We start from the raw sequence: 23,990 nt of genomic DNA on the forward strand, positions 1-23,990 counted from the left end.
CACGGTTCGCGGTACCACCCAAATTTGGTTAAAAATACCACACTCAAAAAGCGATAACGGTGCTAACCGTGTAGAATTACCTACCCAATAATCGAAATCTGGAAACGACTTTCTACTCATTTACACCAACCATGAGCTCTCTGAAATTAGTCTTAGGATTTCATGTTTATCTGCATTATATCATGCCAATCCTGTGGTGTTAACAAATAATATTTTTCTTGATAATTAAAAAGCGAAGAAACCATTGAATAATCAGTTGTATAAACATATCTAAAACCTAATTTTTTTAGTAATCTTTGTGAGTTTTCATTAGAAACAAAAGTCCCGGCCCAAATTTGATTTTGGTGCAATTTTTCAAAAGCAAAATTGATTATTAGCTGCAAAGCCTCTGTCATTAATCCTCGATGCCAATAATTTTTATCTAATAAAAAACCTAAGTCTTTTGTCATCAATAAGCCATTATATTCATCTAATCCACGTTCATATAATTCAACTAATCCTATTAAGCGGCCACTTTCTTTCAATACTATTCCGTAACTATAGGGCCTTGCCCTATATTGACCAATGCTTTTTTGAGCAGCACTTAAATCTTCCAGATATTGATAACCAGCGCTTTTATGATACACACTATCTTGACCCCACTTGAGTAAGGTGGGCGCATCATTTGTCTCAATTTTTCTTAAAATAATTCGTTTACTTTCAAGCATTACTTGCCTACTAACTTTAATAACCATTTGGCACCATAAACCAATCCCAAACTATAAGCTGCAATTGTCCAAGGCTTTCCTAATAAAATTATCCATAAGTATGTTGAAAATTTCATTTCAGTTAACCCAGCAATCATACAAAGAATATCATCTGGCGCCATTGGCGCAATAATACACAAAGCAAAGAACCAATTGAATTTCTTCTGATTTGCTGTCCACTTCATGTATTTTTCATATGTTTTTTCAGAAACCAAATGCAAAATAAATGGGCGTCCATAATGTCTAGCCAAAAAGAATAAAATGATCGAACCTAGACAAATTCCTACATAGTTATAAATAAATCCCCAGATTGGTCCAAAAAATATCACTCCACCCAGTAATGAAACTCCACCTGGAATAATAGGAATAACAACTTGAATTATTTGAATTAAAGTAAAAATCAAGGGACCAATGATCTGCTTATTTGCCAAATAAGCCTTCATTTTTTCCTGGCTTGTAAAAATGCCTAGCCTATACCAATAAATACTTAGTAAAACTAGGATAATTGTAGTAACAATCGTCAAAATATTGATTAATTTACGACTCGTTTTAGTAGACATTTTTCTGCCCTCCTTGGTATGTTAAATTAATGATAACAAAAACAAAACAAAATAGGCGCCTTAACCGATGAAATAAACTTATATATAGGATGAATAAGATATGACTTATCGTTGACATTTATTCTATAATATTAGTGTGTTAAAAAATAACTAAGAGGCTTAATTATGGTTGTTATAAAAAAAGACATAATTTACGACGAAAACAACAATTTGAAGACAGACATTTATTTTCCTAACAATACTAATTCACAAACTAAAATTCTAATCTTTTGGCATGGCGGAGGATGGTTTGCTGGCTCAAAAAATGATGTTAAGAATCTTGGGATAAGATTAGCAAATGCAGGCTTTATGACTCTTATCCCTGACTATCGCTTAGCTCCTGCCTCTACTTTTCCGGCTGCTCATCAAGACAGTAAAAAATTTGTGGAGTGGTTACTAGAGTCAAAATATACCGATGAAGATGATCAACAAAATATCGTACAAATTGGTGCCAGTGTTGGTGGTACTTTGGCTATCTACCTTGCCGGAATATATGGTTTTCCTACTGTAACTTGGTCAGCATCTGTAGACTTCTCTAATTGGATGAAAACTCATCCAAACGTTATACCTTCAAGATATGGAGCGAACGAATTAAAGCTCACTAATTTACACGATATTTTTGAATCATTTTATAAGTTCTTTGTATTGAAATACGCGGGTAAAGATGATCAAGTTATTTACAAACAAATGGATGCAGAAAATTATGATCTTAACAATTTAGGACGCTTAAAAATGATCAATTCTGCTCATGAACTTGTTCCATTAGATGGAATCTTAAAATTTGTCGACTTTTTAGCTAATCATGATCACGAAATTGAATTATTGATCATCAAAGGTCATCGTCATGCAATGGACTATGCCAAGGACTACTTGGATGAATCTTTAGATTTTCTTTTTCAGACAATCAAGGAGTAAAAGAATGATTAATATTAACAAATTTATTTCCATTCGCAAAAAATTAGGTTTATCGCAGACTGAATTATGCAATGGTATTTGTACTCAATCTACATTAAGTAAATTTGAAAATAATGGTCGTATTCCGTCTTTAAAAATTTTAAATAGTCTTTGCGACCGTTAGAATATTAACGTAGCAGATATTATGGATGTAGATTCTAATAAAAAAACATCTCATAAACTATTTGAAGCCGATTTTGCTGTCATTCAGCTTGATTTTCCAAAAGTAGCTCAACTTTTAGCTAGCATTAATAAAGATGGATTAACACGGCAAGAAGATATCCTTCATTATTACTATTTACGTGGGCTTCTTGCCTTAAATCTTGATCATGCTGAGACTGATGCTTTGTATTACTTCAATACAATTCTTGATGCACACTTGTCAAAACAGAATAAGATTTACCATCTTCTTGCACTTAAAGGTTGTAGTCAAGTTTATGATTTACAAAATGATGTTGAAAAAGCTCGCCATTACTATGACATCATTCTCTCTTCAATATCCAATGTTCAGCTTGAAGATGAAGATTCGCTACTACAATTTCTTTCTATTTTGTGTAACGGCGGGGAATTTTATGGTCGAAACCAGGATTATGAACAATCTAATAAACTATTAGAGATGGGATATGACTTATGCAAAAAACGGCATGTAATTTATTTTACTGCTCGCATACTTTTTCAATTAGCTCAAAATAATATTGCAGAAAAAGGCCCACAACAAAGGACTACTCAATATTTAAACGATTCAGCCGCTTTTGCCCGTCTCAACAATAATCATGTATTATTAGAAAAAATTAGTAAACTAGCTTAAACTAAATCACTTCTTTTATATCTTACTAAAAAGAAGTGATTTTTATATACATCCGTAAGAAAGCGCTTTATAATGAAATATATTGAAAAGAGGAAATTTTATGTCTAAATATGAATCTATTAATCCGTATACTAATCAGCTGATTAAGAGTTACCCCGACGCTACTCAAGAAGAAATTGAACAAGCACTTGCTGCTGGGGAAAAATTATACTTGACTTGGCGTAGTCAGCTTCCTGCTACTAGAAGTCAATTACTTCATCAAATAGCCAATACTTTCAAAAAGCATCGTGAAGAGATGGCTAAAACTATGACTTTAGAAATGGGAAAGCTATATCATGAATCACTTGAAGAAGTAGACTTATGTATCAGCATTTGTAATTACTATGCTGAAAAAGCTCCTAAAATGTTAGAGCCTACTCCATTAGAAACAAACTTAGGGACGGCTTATTACCTAAAACAATCAACAGGTATTATCATGGCTTGCGAGCCTTGGAACTTCCCACTCTATCAGGTAATTAGAGTATTTGCTCCTAACTTCATGGTTGGAAATCCAATTATCTTAAAACATGCACACAATGTCCCAGCTTCAGCTCAATTAACAGAAAAAATTATTCAAGAAGCGGGCGCTCCAAAAGCAAGTTTGCAAAACTTATTTTTATCTTATGCCCAAATTGGTGATGTAATTGCTGACAAGCGCGTTCAAGGAGTTGCTGTTACAGGTTCAGAACGTGGCGGAAGCAGCGTTGCCGAAGCAGCTGGTAAAAATATTAAAAAATCGACAATGGAATTAGGTGGAAATGACCCATTTATAGTTTTAGCTGATGCCGATTCTACGATATTAAAAAATGTATTAAGTGACGCTAGAACTTATAACTGTGGTCAAGTCTGCACTTCTTCTAAACGAATCATCGTTGTCGAATCACGCTACGATGAAGTGATGAATATTTTGCAGCACACTTTCGCTAGTCTTAAACCCGGTAATCCTTTAGATAAAGAAACTAGTCTCGCACCAATGAATTCTCAAAAAGCTGCTGATAAGTTAGCAGCGCAAATCAAAAAAGGAATTGAACATGGAGCAGAAGTTGCCTATCAATATCCCGAAATTGAAAGTTCTGGTGCTTTCTTCCGTCCGATGATTTTAACTAATATTGATCAAAACAATCCATTATTCGATGAAGAATTATTTGGACCAGTTGCCGAAGTATTTAAGGTTAAAGATGAAGAAGAAGCAATTGCACTAGCTAATAATTCGAGCTTTGGTCTAGGTTCAAGCGTTATTTCTCAAAATAAAGCTCATGCGCAAGAAGTAGCCAGTGAAATTGATACTGGAATGACAGTTATTAATGGACGCTGGATCACGGCTCCAGAATTACCATTTGGCGGTGTTAAAAAGTCTGGTTATGGCCGTGAATTAAGCGAACTAGGTTTAATGTCATTTGTAAATGAGCATTTAGTGATTGACGTTTCAAAATAATTTTTTTAAACATGCAAAAAAAGAATTGGATCAGATAATGACCCAATTCTTTTTAATTTTGTCTCATACTGCGAAACGCAACAACCGTTAAAAGAATACTTGATACAAATAATAAGTATGTAGAAACCCCAAATGAGATTGCATTTGCTACAATCCTCTGAATTTCAACACTATTTGCTGCTGCATTATTAGTAATTCCCAAGGAGGAACCAGCATTCATAAAAATTAATTCAACAGCACAAATTACTAAGACAATCGACTCGATTAAAGAAAGTAAGAAAACAATTCTTTTATTATTCTTACCATTCCTAATTGTCAAAATAATAATTGCGATTGGAACTCCAACTAGAAGAAGCCACATTCCATAACCAATCAGAAGATACTTGCCATTAAATCTACCAATTGAAAGTAAGGCTTTTGAAATAGATAAAGTCTGATATCCTTGCATCATTCCTGATGAAAATGGGCCACTAAATACAAGAAGCAAGTTTAAAACTGCAATTAAGACTACTCCCAATTGAGTAGCTGTTCTCTTTTGCTTAACAACTTTTTTTATTGCTTCTGGATCGCGCCCTAACTTATTATCAATCTTTTGTCGATGAGCTTTTACTCGATTCTCCCCTTCTTCAAAAGAATTAACCACATCAGAGCCAACCTTATTAACATGCTCAGTTAATCGCTGATCAACAGTGTACTGTTCTGTTACTTTGCCTTTATTTTTATCACAAACTATAAACAACCATATTAACAATGCAAAGAAGCAAGACCAGCCTAATGATGGTGAAAAACTAGTCAAAATCAACAAAATTATCCCAACAACAAAAACAATCATTGAATTTACTTGAATCCAATTAATCATGCTAGCAATGGTAGAATTTTGCTTTTTCGGTGCAATCTTTTTAACAGAACGTGTTTCTTGCTTTTGACGATTGTCAGAGCTTTCATTACGAGTTTGATTTTGCCCAGTAAAAAATTCATTTCTAAATTTTTCTAAATCAAAATGACAGTTAGGACATTGTTTATCAGTCGACTTTACATCTTCACCACAATTTGGACATTTCATTTTTAATTCCCTCATAAACTTTTTTAGCTTATTATAGCATTTCAAGCAATTAAACTAAAAAGCAGAGAATGCTTATGCCGTTCTCTGCTTTTTTCTAGATGCCATTCTTACTAATAACCAAGCAATAATGAATAGAATTGCAATACCAATTAAAGATCCAATTAACTTTTTAGCATCCCCATTAAAGATTGCATCTCCACCAAAGGCATAGATAAAAGACGTAGGAAACATCCCCACGATTACCATCAACAAAAATTTATTTGCTGGCACTTTTAATCTAGCTGCTGTGTAATCAATTAACACACTTGGTATTACTGGCACCATAAACCCTAATGTCATTCCTAAACTTGGATGTTTTTGCGCCATTAGCCAATTTAAAAACTTATTTTTTTTAAACCGATGGGAAAAATCAACCCTTTTGATTAAACTCTCTACAATACAATTTCCTAAAATATTGCCGGCCCAGTTAATTGCTAGTCCAATCCAAGGCCCATAGCAAAGTCCTGCTAAAATGCAAAAAACAGAGTTTGACATACCAGGAATAGCATTCAGAACTGTTATTAGACCCAATAAAAACAGGCTATCACGTACTTCATGCTGGCGAATTAAATAGAGTAACTTTGTTTTAGTATGGCTATCAGGATGCATTAAAACATCAATTTCAGGACGATAGTCGCGGTAGAGTAAGTAAAGTAAAATGATTGCGGACAGGATTCCACAGATGATAAAGATTACTTTTCTCAATTTTTTTGTCATAATTTCACTCATCTATTTCAATTATACGTAGTTATTAATTATAATTTTTACTATTTAAAATAATAAGCAAAAGCAATTTCGTGCTCATTAGTTCTTATCTTTATCGTATTATAATAAGATAGATAAAGCCATCAAAGGAGAAAATTTTTATGACAGCAAAACTAATTTTTAGTGATATTGACGGCACCCTGATTACATCTGGTGGTGATGTATCGCCTGATACAATCGATGCCATTCGTAAACAAATTATCGCTGGTAACTTATTTATTCCTGTTTCTGCACGCATGCCCAAAGGAATTATGAACGTAGTAGATAAAATTACTAATTTCTGTCCTATTATTGCCTATAATGGTGCGTTAGTCTTAGACGAAATGGGAAGACCGCTTAATTCACAATTTTTTGATGCTGCAGAAGCAGTCCAACTAATTACCAAAATAGATGCTCTTAAAACTCAAGATCTTGCTTGGAATGTCTACAGTGGCTACAATTGGTTTTCTTCACTTAATAAAAATCCATTAGTTAAAAAGGAAGAAGAAATAGTTGGAGTTAAATCACTTCCTGTTTCTCTAGAACGAATAAAAGATTTAAAAGGTATCCACAAGGTGCTAGTCATTGGCAAGCCTGACACACTTGATAAAATTATCCCTACACTCCAATCTGATTTTCCTAAACTAGCTTTTGTTAAATCCGCGCCCCATCTTTTAGAAATTATGCTTAAAGGTGTTAATAAAGGAAAAGCAGTTAAAATTGTTCTTGATAGCTTTGCAATAGATAAGACGAACGCTTGGGCTTTCGGGGATAATTATAACGATGAACCGATGCTTAAAGCTGTTGGGCATCCAATTTTAATGGGTAATGCACCAGAAGAGCTAAAGAATAAGTTGAATATTCCAGTAACCTTAGATAATAATCACAACGGTATTGCAGCTGCCTTAAATAAAATATCTAATTAATTTTATAAAGAAAAAAGATTGAAGTTTTATCCTGATCAAAAATAGGATAAACTTCAATCTTTTATTTTTTAGAATATTAAATACTATTCAGCATCTTTTTTATTCTTTTTTCTGCCTAAGCCTTCATATGTAATCTTCATTGCAGCGGACATGTTAATTGGAAGTAAGAATACTAATAGTAATAACCCAATATCCACACATAATGCAACTTCAATTAAAGTTGGGACACCTGATGGAATTAAGGCTGCAAATGTACCACCAAGGATGATAGCAGCAGAAATTACTACAGTTCCAATAATGTCACAAGCTTGAAGCATCTTCTCACTTGTAGTCCAGCCTGGGTTTACTTCTCCTAATTCACGATAACGCATCATTAAGAAGATCGAGTAGTCAACACCTAAGGCAACGATCATGATAAAGCTAAAGAATGGAGTATTCCAAGCTAATAATGATCTACCTAATAAGGCGTGAACTAACCATTGGTTAATAGATAGAGAAGTTAAGTAAGCAATTACTAAAGTACCTAGAATAAATAATGGTTGCAATACTGATCTAGTAACAAAGATCAAAGCAATTCCGATACCTACCAACATAATAATTGCAGTTCTTAAGAAGTCGCTACTTGCAGTTTCTTGAGTATCATAAATCTTTTCGGATTGTCCACCCATAGCAATAGTTGAGCTTTGAAGGCTGGTACCCTTCACTGACTTCTTAACCATGTTGCTGAGTTCGTGAGCTTTCTTTGCCCCTTCAGTTGAAGCTGGGTCTAATTTCAAGATAATGATAATCTTAGTAGATTTCAAATCAGAACTCATGTAGTTATCAAGAGCTGGTTTGAAAGTTGATGAATGAATCATCTTAGCTGGGATGTAGAAAGTCTTACCAGCAGCTGAATCTGCTAAGCCAGTTAAGTATTCTTGGCCTTCACCTAAACCGTTATTAACTTTATCAATTCCAGCGGTAATCTTAGGATTATTTGATGCAATTTGACCAGCACCATTTGCTAATTGACTTGCACCACCATTAAGTTGACCAATACCACTTGCTAATTGGCCTGCGCCACCATTAAGTTGGCCAATACCATTGGCTAATTGATTAGTTCCGCTTAGTCCGGCTTGTAAGCCTGTGTTCAATTGACTGGCACCGTTTGCTAATTGTCCAGCACCATTTGCAAGTTGACTAGAACCTGACACACCAGCTTGTAAGCCTGTTGCAAGTTGACCTGCACCGTTGTTTAAGCGAGATGCGCCTGAATTAAGTTTATTAGCCCCAGCTACTCCTTGAGCCATAGCGCCTTGAACTTGTGTTAAGCCAGAGCTCAATTCACTTAAAGCTGTGCTTGCCCCTGGTAATGCTTGGTTTGAAGCATCTGCTAATTTATTTACATTTTGCTTCAATGTTTGTAATTCCTTAAGTGAACCAAGCGAATTACCAACTTTAACTGCAGAATCACCTAATTTTTTATCAGCATCTGCCGCTGCTTTTAAGTTTCCTGCCACCTTTGTTAAACTAGATAAACCAGAATTTAACGCTTGAGACTTTTGTTCAGCTGCAGAATTTACCTTACCTAAAATGCTATCAAAGGCTCCACTCATTATTTGTTTTTGTTGGTCATTCAACTTAGCACTATTCATTGCTTGAGCATAAGCTTGAGTAAGTTGGGCTTTTTCACTATCACTCATAGTAGCTGATGATCCTTGAACATTATTTAAGCTATTTAAAGTAGCCCCAGCTTCTTTTAATTGTGTAGCGATAATTCCCGCCTGTGTACCTACATTAGTTAATTCCTTCTTTATTTCATCAGAATCGATTGAATTAGAACCAGAATTTAGCTTTTGATTTAATAATTGAATATTCGCATTTAATTCTGGTAATCCGTGTTCTAATTTTTGAATATTTGCCTTATCTTTGGCACTCAATTTTCCTGATAACTGAGTACTCATAGAATTTAATTGGTTAACAAAGTTTTGTGTACCCTGACTCAATTCTCGTGTACCGTTTTGCAAGTTAACAGCACCATTCACTAACTTAATCGTACCGTTCTCAAGTTGTACAGCACCTTGTTGCAAGTTCAAAGTACCACTCTCTAAACGACCAGCACCAGTAGCCAATTGCATCGTACCCACTCTAAGTGTATTAGCACCATTTTGTAGACGTGTAGTACCACTTAACAATTGATTTGCACCACTTTGAAGACGACCAGTACCATTAGAAAGTTGATTTGCACCGTTCTGCAATTGAACAGCACCATTGGTAATTTGCTTGCTACCGTTACTTAAAGTGCCCAAACCATTTCTGGCTGTATTTACACCTGAGTTAACAGTTCCTAATTGATTATCAACGTAAAGACGTTTAATAGACTTACCATTTGGTTCAGTTACTGATGAAGCAAATTTCACGTCTGGATCAGCTTGAATTTTCTTAACAATCTGATCAATTTCTTTTAAGCTCTTCTCATTGTCGAGTTTATGACCACTTTGAATATATAAGGTTGAGTATTCTGGTGTACCTTCAGAGAAGTGAACTTGCAGTAATAATAGCCCGGCCTTTGAAGGGGTAGAGTCAGAAATTTCATCTGCATCGTTATAGTTCAAATTATTTGAATAGAACAAGCAGAATGGTAAAACTACAACAGCCATCACAACTAAATAAATAATTGGATGAGCTAAGCTTCCCTTAGAAAGAGCGTGCCATAATTTAGAATTACTTTCGCCTTCAAAATTCTTAACTGGCCAGAATAATTTCTTACCTAAAACAGCCATAAAGAATGGATTTAAGGTCAAAAGTACAACTAGTAAAACAGCAACACCAACAGCAACACCAACAGCTGATTGGTAAATTGAGAATTTAGCTAGTCCTAAAGCACTAAATCCAATTAAAATTGAGGATCCAGAATAAAGGATGGTCTTACCAGCTTTACGCAAAGCATCGTTTGTCGCATCGTGGTTCGACATCCCCTTACTCAAGTTCTCTTTAAACTTGTCATACAGCAGGATATTGTAGTCGGTCCCAATACCAAACAGAACAATAACCATGAAAACTTGAGTAAAGTTTGAAAATGGAAAGTTAAACTTCTCTACTAAATTAGTAACAATTGAAAATGAAGTAATAAAGGAAACTCCAACTGTCAATAATGAAATTATTGGTACAATTGGTGACTTAAATACAATTACTAAAACAATAAAAATAAAGAAGATAGTAATTAATTCAGTCTTTTTAATACCTTCCTGAACTGAAGCCGAGAAGTCATCTTCAAGGATTCTTACCCCAGTTACATATGTTCTAATTCCAGATGTTTTAACTGCTTTAGTTAAAGACTTATTAACATTAGACACAGTCGAATGATCATTTGCAATATTCAATTGCACAATTTCAGTCGTTTTATCTTTTGAAATTAATTGTGCTTTTGTAGCGTAATTATCATTCGGGGTCATCATTGACTTAATACCCAGCTTTTTCTTGTTGTCTTTCAAAAAGCGAATAGTATTGTCAATTTTCTCCTTATCACTTGAGGTTAATTTTCCATGCTTTTTATTAAAAACAACCCCTACAACATAAGTATTATCTTGCCCGTGTCCCCACTTACTTTCGATGTTTGTCGCAATCGAGCTTTGAACATCTTCAGGAAGTGAAATTTCCGAATGCTGACGCGTTAAAGCATCTACATCTGGCAATGAAAAGATCGCAATCAGTAGAATCGCAATCCACGCTACCAAAGCACCAAGATGGTTTTTCAGTAATTTCATGTATACTTTCCTTTCCTCTATTTTGTACCCTCAACTTGAAGTTTTGGCGCTACAAGTCGCAAAAGCATCTCATGGTAATTATCATCAGCTTCTTTTTCTGTTTCATCGATCACATAACGATCTAAGAAAACGTATCCCAAGACTGCTCCCAGCAAACTGTGCAGGGAGACGATATTTTTATTATCTACATCCAGCTTTTCTCCTAGTTCTACTATTTTCATAACTTCTTCGTGAATTTGTTCATTTTGAACATATTCATTTAATCCATAGTAAATTCCAGAAATTGCTTTATCATGTAGCAAAAAATCTCGTATCTCATCTGCGAATCTAAACAAGGCGTCTAAGCCCGAATGACCTATTATCTTTTTCGTTAAATGTTGCCGCAAAACTTGTAGTCTATTCACGCAAACTAGAACTAACAGATCATTACGATTAGCAACATAATGATATAAAGACTGAGATCTAATCCCTAATGCCTTTGCCAAGGCTGGCATGGTTAGCTCACTTAGTCCCTTATCACTAATAATTGCTATTGCTTGATCAATTACTTTTGAGCGGTCTAAAGCTCTTTTTTTAGCCAAGATAATCACCTTCTTTTTGTGTACTCATATACTTTAACACGACAACCTGTAGAAAACAATCTACAATGTGTAGAAATTTATCTACTTTTTGAGCAAAAAGAAAAAGGAGTCACGAAACTCCTTTAATATAGTTATCTTTGTTTAATCATCCAATTATTAATTGCATCTCCAACTTTAGCTAGATCTGCATCTTCCTCACTAACCATTGCCATTGCATATGTTTTTCCGTTTTCTTGAATTAAGGCTGCGCCTTGTTTTTTATCAGCTATTCTATAAACTACGCCATTAATATTTTTAGCTAATCCTTTTTCGGGGAAATTAGCTAATTGACCTAAAATCTGATTATCAATATCATTGCCTAACACTTTCCCCTGATATAGTTTCTGCATAGTCGTAACTAAATCATTGCTACTGGTTTTCCCGGCAAAATCCTTACCAAAATTTTCTGTAATTTCAGTCTTGCTTGCGCCAAATGTTTTTGCAGTTTTATTTACTTTATCTTTTCCAATTTTATTTAAGATGATATTAGCCGCATTATTATTTTGCTGCCGTATCATTAAATCGAGCAAGTAAGTATAAGAATAGGCCATATCAGCCTTCAATACTTTATCTCCACCGTTTAAATCACTTGCTTTAACTTTATATGGAGTAGCAGAATTTAAGCTTTTATCTTGAACTGCCTTGTAATAAGCAAGTAGGACGTATAATTTCAAGACGTTTCCTGCATTTAAAGTGTCTTGACTAGTATTAGTTAAATCGGTAAAAACTTTAGTACTATTCAAGTCTTTTACGCTTATTTGATAATTGCCTTGAACATTTGAGCTTGCCTTAACAATAGCCTTAGCTAAGCTTTTATTACTATTTTTTGAAATAGCAGCTTCGCCAATCTCGCTTTCTCCATTAGTTAAACGAGTCTGCTTACTGCCCTCTTTCATTTTGCTTTTTTGAGCTACTTTCGCGGTTGAATTTCCATATATCTCCAAAGTTTGTGTCTTCATATGATTTATGCTTGTCATATAAAAAGCTAAAGCACAAAAGGATGACAAAATTGCTCCTAAAAAGATTTTATTTTTCATTAAAATTCTCCTTAATTACATATTTTTATTTTATCATGCAATTTAATAAAAATGCTTTAAAGATAAGGATTATTATATTTCTTACTTATCTTTTTATTTAGATAGGATCAGTTGAATGCGTTCACAAATTGATTTTTTTTTAGTACAATAATTCCAGTATTAATATTTACAGTGAGGGATAATTAATTATGTTGAAATATATGATTGGTATTGACGCAGGTGGTACACACTCTACGGCAATTGCTTATGATGAAAATGGTAAAGAATTAGGTCGTGCAGAATCTGGCCCAGGTCAAATCAACAACGACTACGAACTTGGTATTAAAAACATTGCTCAAGCAGTTAACGAATTGCGCGATAAGATTGACGGTGACTGTATCAAGGTCTTAGCCGGAATTGCTGGTTTATCAGTTGTTGGTAATGCTCCAGAAGTTGCGGCAACTATTTCTTCAATGGTTGGTAACATTCCAACCCGTGCCATTACTGACTCACTTCTTGCCCTTTACAATGGTCTTGAAGGAGCAGATGGTGCTCTAGTTATTGCTGGTACTGGATCTGTTGTTAATGGTCGTCAAAATGGCTCATTAATTGCTGTTGGTGGTTACGGTTCTTTACTTGGAGACGAAGGTAGTGGCTATGCTATTACCAAGGCTGCTCTTCAATCTGCACTTCTTAGCTGGGACAAACGCGAGAAGAATTCCTTAATTGACTTATTTGTAAAAGAATTTAATGTTGACAACATGGGTGAAGTTCCGGCTAAGTTTTACAGCTTAACTAGTCCAGAAGTTGCTTCAAAAGCTGTCAAAGTTGCTAAACTGGCAGATAGCGGCGATGAAGATGCTCGTAAGATCATCGCCGATCAAGCTCATCTTTTAGCACGCGATATTATTATGTGTTTAGATCGTTACGAAGATCCTAAGCCAATGCGCATTGCTTTAACTGGTTCAGTTCTTTCAAACAATGCTATGATGCGTTCCTACATGGAAGCTGAAGTTAAAGAAAAATACCCAGATGCAGTATTCAGCGTTTCAAACGGTGAAAACGCACGTGGTGTAATTTTTGATAAGAGTAAAGACTACCGTTACTTCACTAACCATAACGATGATGAATAATTAAAAGTTAAAAAGGCCTCGGAATTCTATTTTCCGAGGTCTTTTTCTGTCTATAAATCTTTATACATTAAGATGTGATCAATGCCAGCTTCATTAAATATATTGCCCTTCACTTGATAGTCAAGATAATCGTAAAATGGCTTAGCTGTCATCTGTGCATGGCAATATAATCTATCAACTCCATTTTCTTTTAAATAATAGTGAACTTCTTCCAGCATCTTGCTTCCTAGATGCATCCCCCGTGCTTTCTTTGAAACTACGACGCGTCCTAAATACCAAGCTCCATTTTTATCTTTAAAAATTCGGCAAGTAGCTAATGCATTATCGTTACTTTTATTTAAAGTAAAAACATGAATAGCATAGAAATCCTCATCATCTATTTCAGGCACTGTGATTTTTTGCTCGCTAACAAAAACTTCATTTCTTAATCTTTCAACACAAAAAGCCTCTCGTCCCGTCATTTCATCAATTGCTTTAAAATAAAACCTCATTACTTTAACTCCTTAACTAAAATAAAGTCTGTTTGAGGATCATCTCCAACTACAAATGTATGTTGACTAACTCTCTTAAAGCCATCTTTTTTGTAAAAAGCCTGAGCTTGATAATTTTTCTCCCAAACACCAAGCCACATATTAGCCTTGTTCTTTTTCCTAGCCAGTTCCTCAGCTAGTTTAATTAAAACCAAGCCAAATCCCTGATGCTGAAAGTTTTGTTTCAAGTAAATTCTTTCCACTTCTAAAGCATTGTCTGCCACCCGCTCTGTTTGAGCATCGCCTTCATTTACCTTTAAATAGCCAGCTACTTGATTATTTACAATTAAAAAATAAAAATTACTATTTTTGTTTTCGATTTCAGATCTCAATTTTTCTTCTGCATAAGCTTTATTCAGAAATTTTTCCATGTTTTCAGTACTATTTTGCGAGCCAAAAGTCTCTGAAAAAGTCTCGCGCGAAATCTGTTGTAAGTCTTGAATATCAGCTATCGTCACTTTTTTTATTTCATATGCTTGCATCATCCTAGTACTCCCTTTTTCCACCATTCTTTACAAAGCTCCAATTCTCATTAGCATTTTTTTCAATAATGCTCAAATATCTTCCTAACTCAGCTTGTTCAGTCTTACTTAGTCCCTTTATCATTAGTTCATTGGAATAAGTATTTTCTTTTTCTATCTCTTTCGCTAATTTTTCACCAGCTTCTGTGACAAAAAGATGCTTAATTTTCTTATTAACCTCATCATCTTTTTTAAAAACAAGTCCTGCCTGTTCAATCTTTCTAACTCCACGTGAAGTAGTAGTGCGATCGATATTCAATAATATAGCTAATTGATCAGAAATAATTCCAGGACGTTCAAAAATTCGAACTAAATATAAGTATTGTCCCCGATTCAACTTCAAATCCTTAAATTCAATATTCGCAATCGAATCTAATGCCCGTGAAATTGAACCGATTTGTCTTAGAATATCCTCTTTTTCCATGTTTACTCCTTTTATTTTTATCTAGTATATTTCACTATTGTTGTAAATGCAACAATATTACTAATTTATATTAAGTTGATCAGTTGCTTTACCTACTAACAATAAGTAAAATTTATCTGAAAGAATTAGTAAGGAGAGTACAAAATGATTTTAAGAAATATTGGAGTTATTCTAACAATCCTTGTCGGAATAGAACATATTGGAATTATGTGGTTAGAAATCTTTGGAAAGCCCGATTTACAAGCCAAATCATTTGACATGGATATAAATTTTGTTAAACAACCTGCTGCCAAAACTGCCTTAGCCAACCAAGGCATCTATAATGGAATGTTAGGTTTATTAATTTTAATCGTATTTTTCTTCTTTAGAATGCCAACTTTAATCACGATCTGGCAACTATTACTAGCATTTGTTGTAGTTGTTGCTATTTTTGGCGGTTTTACAGCAAGTAAAAAAATTTTTGTTGTTCAGATGTTACCTGCGTTAATTGCCTTTATTCTACTTTTCTTTTAAAAATCATCAAAAAAATGAGGATTGTCATCACGACAGTCCTCATTTTTTTACTTAATATTCTGTTTTTATTGATTCCAAGCACTTTGGAACTTAGTCTTACCAGCATCAATTTGTGAATTCCAGCTTTGACCCTTCTTTGCTTGTGCAAAGATGTTTTGCATAATTGAATTCAATTGAGTGTATGCGGCATTACTGTTCTTAACTACAGGAACACTGTATAAGTGCTTCATTGCCTTATCTAATTGAGCAGGAACTTTAGTCTTAGTTGAGTTCTTGTAAGCACTAGAATTAATTACTTTATTAGTTACAGGAATGTATCCAGTCTTATCAGCCCAAGTTAATTGTTGGTCCTTACCTAACAAGTACTTAATGTACATGAAGGCAGCTGCTTTTTGTTGAGCAGTACCCTTGTTAAACATGTAAATATCAGTACCTTGTTGCATATTGTACTTAGAAGGACGAGGTGCAACACCGTATTGGAACTTGTTACCAACACCCATCTTAACGAAGCCTTCACCAGCACTAGTACCTACAAACATAGCAATCTTTTGGTTAGAAAAGTCACCTGAAAGGTAGCCAGCTGAACCAGCAGTCTTAAAGTAGCCAGCCTTAATACCATCAGCATAGTAATTAATTACTTTCTTAGACTTAGAACCAGTAAAGTTGATGTTCTTAGAGAAGTTTACGCCTTCATCCTTCATACCTAAAACGTAGTAGTTTGAAAGTGAGTCAAATCCAGCACCAACAACTTTGTGGTTACTCTTTTCATAGATCTTCTTAGAAGCTGCCTTTAATTCAGACATAGTCTTTGGTACTTTAACACCGTATTTGTCTAATAAATCCTTGTTGTAAGTTAACATTTCAACAGATTTATTAAATGGAATACCATATTGAGTCCCCTTAATTTGAGCACCCTTTAATAATTCTTCACGGATATCACTCTTTTTAGCTGAACCCCAACCAATCTTACTATTATTAATGTAAGGGGTCATATCAACTAAGCGTTTGCTGTTAGCGGCATTTAATAGCCAGCCAGGATAAGCTTGAGTAATTGTAGGTAAGTTATTTGGTGATTGCAAAGTTGAGTTAATCTTTGCTTGCAAATCATTGTACTTACCTTGGTTTTCAAGCTTAATAGTAATGTTAGGATTCTTCTTTTCAAAATCCTTAGTCAAGCTTTGCAAAGTCTTTTCTTGAGTACCAGTCATACCATGCCAGAAAACAACAGTAGTCTTCTTGGTAATCTTAGTTGGAATATCAGCAGACTTACTACTTGAGCTATCATTACTCTTAGAATTTGAGCAAGCAGTAGTGCCAACAAGGGCTAAAGCAGCAACTGCAACTGCTGCAAATTTTTTAGTGAACTTCATATGTTCCTCCCAATAAAAACAACAACAAAATAAAATTTTAATTTTAACTAAGCGTAAATACCTCTCCGCGCTTAGGTAAAATCCTTTCTCCAAATGGGTTTTCTTCTAATTCAGGATGCAATGTGTGCACTGGAGCCAAGATTTTCGGCTCAAAACCCGCAATAATTTCTTTTAATTCAGCTACATCCGCATGTCCTGAGCAACGCAAAGTTATTAATTCAATTCCACGCTTCTCAATATTTTCAATAAACGGAGCATAGGCTGGATCAAAATCCCCTAAAGGCTCGGCATTACTGTGAATGTACAAGCCACCTTGTTGTAATTGATCATAATGACCAACTACTTGCCAGAAATATTGATGATCGTCCTTTAAAAGATCTTGATAACTAATTTCAAGATCAGGATCAAGCGCATCAATTTTTTTATCTTCTGGTAAATAATAATAAGGAACATCTTGCTTTAATGCTAGCTTCAAGAGTTCAGCACGTTTAGCATGAAGGACTACTTTTCGAGGTGAATCTGAAATGATTCTCAAAATTCGCTCTACATTTGTAGGATAAGTATTAAAAGTTAATTGGCGCTTCGGATTATCTTTTTGGTATTGAACTATTCTTTTTGTCAATTCAATTTCATTCTTAACGCCTTTAAATTCCTCGCTATCGTCTTCACTACGATCTGGCCATGAAACACCAGTACCTTCAATAATTAGCATATCACATCCCTTACCAGCTGCCATAAATTTACGCACCCAATCAGGATGATAGCCATGCAGACGTATATCACCAGTATGAACAATTGTTTTATCTGGCGTCTTCATAATTAAACCTGTTGCCCCATAAGCATCGTGGTCACTTGGGACAACTGTTAAAGTTATGTCACCAACATGAATTGGCTCATTTAACTTAGCAGCAATTATTGGGCGAGTATAATTTTTAGGCTTATCAGCCGCTGGCAATAAAAATTCGCCATCACGATTTAGCACTGGCAACAAGGCTGCTGTTAATGGACCTGCATATAAAGGAATTTCTGGCGCTAACAAGTTCATTGCCTTACTGTGATCTAAGTGAAGATGAGAAATATATGCTGCGCTATGTTCCCACCGTTCATGATCAATTTCTTTTCCTGTAACTTTAGGATCATAGAAATCTGGCACATCACCAATTAGTTGATACTTGAGCAGAGTAGCAAAATCTTCATCTTCCATTTTTAGCCCTAATTCTGGACGATATACTTCTCCTAAATCAAACAATACATGCGACTTATCATAAGCCACTTCAATCATTGGGCCACCGATGGTAGTTAATCCATTATAAAAAGTAACTTTAGTTTTAGGCTTTGAGGTCATTACGTACTACTCCTCGAATAATTTGCTTTCTAAAAATGAAGTAAACAATTAAAACAGGAACAACTGTTAAAGTTGCTGCTGCTAATTGCAGTTGCGTTTGAGCTCCTGCATCTGACGCAAATGCAGCTAACCCATTGTTTAATAAACGCATCTTATCTTCATTTGTAACCAATAATGGCCATAAGAATGAATTCCAGCCAGAAATAAAACTAAGTAACGCTACAGTAATTAACCCACCTTTAGACATTGGAACTAAAATTCTCCAAATATATTCCCAATCAGAAGCCCCATCGATCATGGCTGCTTTATAAATTGTTGGCGAAATTGCTGTGAAGTAGCTTTGCAAATAATACATATAGAAGATTGAAGTTAAGAATGGTAAAACTAATCCTAAATAAGTATTCAATAAGCCTAAATGAGCAATCGTGTTATAGTTGGTAAAAATTATTGCTTCTCCAGGCACCATTAACAATGAAAGAAAGACCAATTGAATTAATCCTTTTCCCCTGAACTTTAAGTTAGTCATTGCAAAAGCACCAAGGATTGAAGTAAATAGAGTAACAATTGTTGTAGTTGCTGCTGTGATAAAGGTATTCAAAAAATATCTTGCAAATGGCGCTTGTTCGAATACTTTTTGATAGTTACTCCACCTAAAGACTTTAGGAATCAAAGTTGGCGGAATAGTCGTGGTTTCTTGATATGACATCAAGCCACCTAAAATCATATAAATAAATGGGAAAACAGTTATAATGCCAAAAATTCCAATGAATAAATAGACAAAAATCATTCCCCAACGTAATTTTTTCTGCTTCATTTTAACTGTTCACCTTTTTCATCAATTTTCTTTGTAAGAAAGTTACGAACAATATAAATAGGAACAAGACCACAGTAGCAGCCATAGCTACGCCCGGAGTTCCAACAATTTGGAATTTATTATAAATATAGTAAACTGCCGTCATTGCTGAATTTCCTACTCCAGCTTGTCCATTAAATAATGCATAAACTTGAGTATAGATCTTAAATGCCCCAATTAAGTTAACTGTTAAAAGAAAAGCTAAGGTTGGTACTAGTTGAGGAACAGTTATCCGCCAAAATTTTTCTTTACTTGTTGCCCCATACATATCAGCCAAAACATAGTAATTCGGTTCAATATTTCTTAACGCACCCATTAAGATAACAATATTAAAAGCTAAGGATGACCAGACACCAAAAATAATTAGTGAAACAAGACTTAAGCTAGGATTATCTAACCAATCTGGTTGCGGTAAATGAACAAGTTTTAATAAGAAATTCAATAGGCCATATTCACCATTGAAGATGTAGCGAAAAACAATTCCGATTGCAATTGTACTTGTAACATATGGCATAAAGAACATTGTTTCAAAGAAAGCTGTATGCTTAATTTTAGAAAAAATAAACCAAGCAAGGGCAACAGAAATTATTAAAGCAATTGGAACAGCTAAAAATGAATAAATAGCTGTATTCATAATTGCACGCCAAAATTCTGGATCACTAAAAATATACTGATAGTTTGAGAAGCCATTAAAATGCAGATCAATTAATGGGCCTCCCTCAAAACTCATCGTAAAGGCACGTAAAATCGGCCAGATGCTAAATACAGTAACGCAAACAATTGCCGGTGCTAAGAATAACCAAGCTTTTTTCTGATTATCTTTCATTAATAGATTCGCTCCCCATCTGGCTTAAATAAGTAAATGCGATCCAAGTTCATCTTAAATTTAACTTTATCTCCGCGTTTTACTTCTTGCTCTAAATCAATTAATGCACGTTGACTAATTCCAGCATGATTAAACTTTAATACACGCTCACGTCCAATTAACTCAATATCATCGATCACTTCAGAGAGTTCGCCTTCATCAGCTAGCTTCAAGTTTTCTGGACGAATACTTAATGTATAATCGCCATCTGTTAATTCGCTTCTAAATTTTGAGCTATTTAACTTTGCAACTGGAATTTCAAAATCTGAGCCAACAATTTGATCATTTGCTACCTTAACATCAAAGTTATCAATTACTGGATTACCAATAAAGTTAGCCACAAATTGATTATTTGGTTCTAGATAAAGATCTTGTCCCTTATCATCTTGTTGAATTACACCATTATGGAAAAGAATAATCTTATCTCCAATTGATAAAGCTTCTTCTTGATCATGCGTAACAAATAAGGTTGTAATGCCAACTTCTTTAACTAAATTACGAATCTCTTCACGAATCTTTAAACGCAGGCGTGCATCTAAGTTGCTTAGCGGTTCATCCATTAATAAAATCTGGGGTTCTTGCACTAAAGCACGTGCAATTGAAACACGTTGTTGTTGACCACCAGAAAGGTTACCTGGTTTTTGATCAGCCAACTCTTCAATATGAGTTAACTTCATAAATTTTTTGGCAATTCTTTCAGCCTCGTCTTTAGGCTTCTTATTCTTTCCAACTGTCATTGGAAACATTACATTTTGTAAGACTGTCATATGAGGGTACAAGGCATAGTTTTGAAAAACATAGCCAATATTGCGATCTTTGGGCGCAACATTAAGAAGAGACTTACCATTTACAATAATGTCTCCTCCAGTTGGATTCAATAAACCCGCAATCATATTTAAAGTAGTGGTTTTCCCACAACCACTAGGACCCAACAAACATACCAAGTCGCCTTTCTTTACGGAAAAGCTAACAGATTTAATTGCTTGGTAACCATTCTCATAAGTTTTTTCTAGGTTATTTACCTGAATGAATTTATCTTCGTTCATATATCTCTCACTACTACATTTAGATTTAAATCATATTACACCACAAATTTTATGATAAAAGCAACAAAATCACAAATATTTTTTCAGTAAATAATTCGTACTTTGTGAATTTTTTATTGCTTTTTTGTGGATAAGGTGTGGATAATAATATCATTTTAAGAACATTTTCATATAAAAAATATTAATAAATCGTATTTTGCTACTTGCATTTTTTAGTTTTATGTTTTGTATTGGTTTTCTCAATATACAAGATAGAGAAAGTCGAACAATAAAAAAACACTACATCTTGTGCAGTGTTTTCTCAAAAAATTATAAATTATCGCCGCGTTCAAATTGAAATTTAGATGTATTTAATGCTTGTCTAGTTAAGTCACTAATCAGTTTCTTAGTTTCAGTAGTAATATGAGCAGCAGTTTCAGCATTAGCAGCCGTTAAATATTTAGTTTGTTCTTTTCCAGACATTTCTCTTGCTTTCTCATCAGTTGCTGAAACGCGACTTACAGCATAACTTTGACATTCATCTCTAAAGTTATCAACTTGGTAAATAAATTGATGATATCTTGGTTCTACTAATACTTGTAAGCTCTTATATAACCAATAAGCACTAGATTCAGGCGTAACCATATGACTAGCTTTTTGATAGTTAAGTGGCGTGTCATCAATATTGGTATAGAAAGGTACATAAGGACTATAAGCATAAAAACCAAAGTTAATCCATTGAATACCAGCTATTTCTTTAGGTACATCATTTCTAATTTGAAGAATACAACTAGATTGGTTTCTATCTAAAGCAATTGACCTGAACATCTTTTGCTTCTTATCATCCCCAGAAGCAAAAGATCCCATTGGATCATATTCAGTCCCGTTATAGTGACTTGATAAGAAATACTCTACATCTTCAACGCCAATCTTCTTTTCAGGCTTTCTGATAAATGGCATTTCTTGACTTAGAGGATCTTGTTCAACACTAGGGTTAAACAACTTTTGACCATACCAAGTTCTAGGAGTGTTGTAATAACTATCAGCTTCAGCTTTAGTACCGAAAATATCTCTAAAACTCCACTTGTCATCAGTACTTGGATTCAAATGGTTCTTTTCCACAAAATCACGAATTGTAGAAGCATACATAAAATTCTCATGATCATCAAAGTCGATATCTTGAATAACCATAATATTCGGACAAATTGCATAAGAATCTTCTGGAATTCTTTGAGCAACCCATTGATGGCCAGCACCAGTTTCAAAATACCAAACTTCATTGTGATCAGAAAAAGCGATACCGTTACTTTCACCAGTACCATATTTTTCAATTAACTTACCTAAGCGTTCCACACCCTCACGAGCACTTTTAACGAATGGTAAAACAAGATACACCATGGAATCTTCATCAACACCATTTTTAACTAAAGGATCATGTCCTAAACAGCGAGCATTGGTTGCTTCAGTTTCAGTAGCTGACATTGCTACGTTATATTCATTAATTCCTTGCTCATCCCAGCGACCTTCTGAAGCATCTGCTGTTGGTGTAGCAGTCCACTTGCAGCCATGCCCCTTTAAGTGAAGCTTCAAGCCGTTATACTTTGATACATAGTCTTCATCATAGTCCTTAGCTTCATGAACGACAAAAAGCTTTTCATTAATACCACCATAACCATCTTCATCACGTGCAATGATAGTTGAACCATCAATTGTAGCTTTTTTTCCGACAATCATTGCCGTACAGTTATCTTTACTTTTCTTCATTGTTTTCTCCTAAAAATTATTTATTGATTAACTACCATATTACGATCTATTTTAGCCCTACCATTATTATAATCAAACACATAATCAGGCTGCACGTTAAAAAGATAAACATTAAAGTTCAAATTATTGTTCAAGCTTATTGCCTGTAAATTAATACCACGCGCCATTAATTCATTTCCCCTAAAAATTGGTGTTGCTTGAAAAATAATTTTATTTCCTTGTTTTAAAGAATTTCGAACTTTTCCCTCAAAAATGGTCTGGATTTTTTGATTAGAAAATGCAGTTTGCGTAAATAAATTTTTCGGATTATTTTGATCACCTGACTGATTATTAGGATTATAGTTACCATCCTGATCAATTCCTGCCGAAATTGAATAAGCAATCAAATGACCACGATTATAGATCTGCGTTCCATTTTCTCGGTTAGAATGCCATGCCGTAGGATTTATAAATTGTCTTACTCTTAAAGAATCATTAGCCACATTTCTTGGTTCGAGAAAAGCAGTATTTGAATGAGAAGTACGATTTAAATTATCTAAATTAGAATAGATTACCTTATTAACTTTCCAGGCATTCTTAATCAATGTCGACTTATTATTATTTACGTAGACATAAGCCTTGTCGCCACTTTTAAAATCCAAATTGGCTAGTTTTTGATAATCATCACTAGATAATCCGCCATAATTAGTATTAGCTGTTGTAGCCTTATTTATTACTTGTTGAGAACTACTTGGTTCTTGACTTTGATTTGATGTATGGTTAGAAGATTGAAGCTTAAACCAACCACCCCAAATAATAATCACAATTGCTATAATCCAGTTTGCTACTGTATTTTTTTGCTTTTTTCTATATTTTCTTCTCTTTGCCATTTCCTATTCCCCTAGCTTTATTTCTTTCAGTATAGATATTTGA

General features: G+C 34.4%; 22 protein-coding genes and 1 pseudogene. 6 read left to right on the forward strand and 17 right to left on the reverse strand.

Annotation, left to right across the window (positions count from 1 at the left end; all coding sequences use genetic code 11):
- Positions 1-152: 152 nt before the first annotated feature.
- Both F3I00_RS08625 and F3I00_RS08630 read right to left on the reverse strand, forming a co-directional pair.
- The gene (locus tag F3I00_RS08625) at positions 153-707 is read right to left on the reverse strand and encodes a GNAT family N-acetyltransferase (protein WP_020807617.1); all 555 of its coding nucleotides are present in this window, start codon (positions 705-707) and stop codon (positions 153-155) included.
- The gene (locus tag F3I00_RS08630; RefSeq protein ID WP_003650055.1) at positions 707-1,306 is read right to left on the reverse strand and encodes a TVP38/TMEM64 family protein; all 600 of its coding nucleotides are present in this window, start codon (positions 1,304-1,306) and stop codon (positions 707-709) included. Before F3I00_RS08630 ends, F3I00_RS08625 begins: the two co-directional genes overlap by 1 nt.
- A gap of 165 nt (positions 1,307-1,471) precedes the next feature.
- Here F3I00_RS08630 and F3I00_RS08635 point away from each other — a divergent pair, with 165 nt between their 5' ends.
- The 3 genes and pseudogenes from F3I00_RS08635 to F3I00_RS08645 all read left to right on the forward strand — a co-directional run bounded on the left by F3I00_RS08635 (position 1,472) and on the right by F3I00_RS08645 (position 4,581).
- Positions 1,472-2,260, forward strand: a complete 789-nt coding sequence (locus tag F3I00_RS08635) for an alpha/beta hydrolase fold domain-containing protein (RefSeq protein WP_020807615.1) — start codon at positions 1,472-1,474, stop codon at positions 2,258-2,260.
- Between the two features lie 4 nt (positions 2,261-2,264).
- A pseudogene (locus F3I00_RS08640) lies at positions 2,265-3,107 on the forward strand (helix-turn-helix domain-containing protein).
- 100 nt (positions 3,108-3,207) lie between these two features.
- Positions 3,208-4,581 carry an NAD-dependent succinate-semialdehyde dehydrogenase gene (locus F3I00_RS08645; RefSeq protein ID WP_003650052.1) on the forward strand — a complete coding sequence of 458 codons (1,374 nt, stop codon included), beginning with the start codon at positions 3,208-3,210 and terminating at the stop codon, positions 4,579-4,581.
- A 52-nt stretch (positions 4,582-4,633) separates the two neighbouring features.
- Here the strand turns inward: F3I00_RS08645 and F3I00_RS08650 are convergent, their stop codons facing one another.
- Positions 4,634-5,644 carry a zinc-ribbon domain-containing protein gene (locus F3I00_RS08650; protein ID WP_020807614.1) on the reverse strand — a complete coding sequence of 337 codons (1,011 nt, stop codon included), beginning with the start codon at positions 5,642-5,644 and terminating at the stop codon, positions 4,634-4,636.
- 72 nt (positions 5,645-5,716) lie between these two features.
- Entirely contained in the window at positions 5,717-6,400 is a 684-nt protein-coding gene (locus tag F3I00_RS08655; protein ID WP_020807613.1) for a TVP38/TMEM64 family protein, read from the reverse strand.
- Between the two features lie 149 nt (positions 6,401-6,549).
- Between F3I00_RS08655 and F3I00_RS08660 the strand changes: the two genes are divergently transcribed.
- Positions 6,550-7,353 carry a Cof-type HAD-IIB family hydrolase gene (locus F3I00_RS08660; protein WP_020807612.1) on the forward strand — a complete coding sequence of 268 codons (804 nt, stop codon included), beginning with the start codon at positions 6,550-6,552 and terminating at the stop codon, positions 7,351-7,353.
- A gap of 83 nt (positions 7,354-7,436) precedes the next feature.
- On the opposite strand, the gene F3I00_RS08665 is transcribed toward F3I00_RS08660, so the two are convergent.
- From F3I00_RS08665 to F3I00_RS08675, 3 genes are all read right to left on the reverse strand, one after another.
- Positions 7,437-11,099, reverse strand: a complete 3,663-nt coding sequence (locus tag F3I00_RS08665; protein WP_159311077.1) for an MMPL family transporter — start codon at positions 11,097-11,099, stop codon at positions 7,437-7,439.
- 17 nt (positions 11,100-11,116) lie between these two features.
- Positions 11,117-11,680: a TetR/AcrR family transcriptional regulator gene (locus F3I00_RS08670; protein ID WP_020807610.1), complete on the reverse strand. Its 564-nt coding sequence runs from the start codon at positions 11,678-11,680 to the stop codon at positions 11,117-11,119.
- A 131-nt stretch (positions 11,681-11,811) separates the two neighbouring features.
- Complete coding sequence (locus F3I00_RS08675) at positions 11,812-12,756, reverse strand: serine hydrolase (protein ID WP_020807609.1); 945 nt, start codon at positions 12,754-12,756, stop codon at positions 11,812-11,814.
- 188 nt (positions 12,757-12,944) lie between these two features.
- On the opposite strand from F3I00_RS08675, the gene F3I00_RS08680 reads away from it, so the two are divergent.
- Entirely contained in the window at positions 12,945-13,868 is a 924-nt protein-coding gene (locus tag F3I00_RS08680; RefSeq protein ID WP_003646795.1) for a BadF/BadG/BcrA/BcrD ATPase family protein, read from the forward strand.
- Between the two features lie 50 nt (positions 13,869-13,918).
- Here F3I00_RS08680 and F3I00_RS08685 read toward each other — a convergent pair whose 3' ends face one another.
- Genes F3I00_RS08685 through F3I00_RS08695 form a run of 3 tightly spaced genes read right to left on the reverse strand, consistent with a single transcriptional unit; the run spans position 13,919 to position 15,343 of the window.
- Positions 13,919-14,359 carry a GNAT family N-acetyltransferase gene (locus F3I00_RS08685; RefSeq protein ID WP_020807608.1) on the reverse strand — a complete coding sequence of 147 codons (441 nt, stop codon included), beginning with the start codon at positions 14,357-14,359 and terminating at the stop codon, positions 13,919-13,921.
- The gene (locus F3I00_RS08690; protein WP_024273087.1) at positions 14,359-14,907 is read right to left on the reverse strand and encodes a GNAT family N-acetyltransferase; all 549 of its coding nucleotides are present in this window, start codon (positions 14,905-14,907) and stop codon (positions 14,359-14,361) included. The genes F3I00_RS08685 and F3I00_RS08690 overlap by 1 nt, the downstream gene beginning before the upstream one ends.
- Positions 14,885-15,343 (reverse strand): MarR family winged helix-turn-helix transcriptional regulator, encoded by a 459-nt coding sequence (locus tag F3I00_RS08695; protein ID WP_020807606.1) that lies wholly within the window; start codon positions 15,341-15,343, stop codon positions 14,885-14,887. The genes F3I00_RS08690 and F3I00_RS08695 overlap by 23 nt, the downstream gene beginning before the upstream one ends.
- Before the next feature lie 144 nt (positions 15,344-15,487).
- Here F3I00_RS08695 and F3I00_RS08700 point away from each other — a divergent pair, with 144 nt between their 5' ends.
- Entirely contained in the window at positions 15,488-15,856 is a 369-nt protein-coding gene (locus F3I00_RS08700) for a DUF1304 domain-containing protein (RefSeq protein WP_020807605.1), read from the forward strand.
- 65 nt (positions 15,857-15,921) lie between these two features.
- Here F3I00_RS08700 and F3I00_RS08705 read toward each other — a convergent pair whose 3' ends face one another.
- From F3I00_RS08705 to F3I00_RS08735, 7 genes are all read right to left on the reverse strand, one after another.
- A complete protein-coding gene (locus F3I00_RS08705) occupies positions 15,922-17,226 on the reverse strand; it encodes an extracellular solute-binding protein (RefSeq protein WP_003650041.1) in 1,305 nt (434 codons plus the stop codon).
- 43 nt (positions 17,227-17,269) lie between these two features.
- Positions 17,270-18,571 carry an MBL fold metallo-hydrolase gene (locus F3I00_RS08710; protein ID WP_020807604.1) on the reverse strand — a complete coding sequence of 434 codons (1,302 nt, stop codon included), beginning with the start codon at positions 18,569-18,571 and terminating at the stop codon, positions 17,270-17,272.
- Complete coding sequence (locus tag F3I00_RS08715; RefSeq protein ID WP_003650039.1) at positions 18,555-19,385, reverse strand: carbohydrate ABC transporter permease; 831 nt, start codon at positions 19,383-19,385, stop codon at positions 18,555-18,557. Before F3I00_RS08715 ends, F3I00_RS08710 begins: the two co-directional genes overlap by 17 nt.
- A gap of 1 nt (position 19,386) precedes the next feature.
- A complete protein-coding gene (locus F3I00_RS08720) occupies positions 19,387-20,250 on the reverse strand; it encodes a carbohydrate ABC transporter permease (RefSeq protein WP_020807603.1) in 864 nt (287 codons plus the stop codon).
- Entirely contained in the window at positions 20,250-21,335 is a 1,086-nt protein-coding gene (locus F3I00_RS08725) for an ABC transporter ATP-binding protein (RefSeq protein WP_020807602.1), read from the reverse strand. Before F3I00_RS08725 ends, F3I00_RS08720 begins: the two co-directional genes overlap by 1 nt.
- A 309-nt stretch (positions 21,336-21,644) precedes the next feature.
- Complete coding sequence (locus tag F3I00_RS08730; protein WP_020807601.1) at positions 21,645-23,078, reverse strand: C69 family dipeptidase; 1,434 nt, start codon at positions 23,076-23,078, stop codon at positions 21,645-21,647.
- A gap of 20 nt (positions 23,079-23,098) precedes the next feature.
- On the reverse strand, positions 23,099-23,947 hold the full coding sequence (locus tag F3I00_RS08735) for a DNA/RNA non-specific endonuclease (RefSeq protein WP_020807600.1): 849 nt from the start codon (positions 23,945-23,947) through the stop codon (positions 23,099-23,101).
- Between the last annotated feature and the right edge of the window lie 43 nt (positions 23,948-23,990).

Source organism: Lactobacillus sp. JM1 (assembly GCF_009834385.1).
GTDB lineage: Bacteria > Bacillota > Bacilli > Lactobacillales > Lactobacillaceae > Lactobacillus > Lactobacillus paragasseri.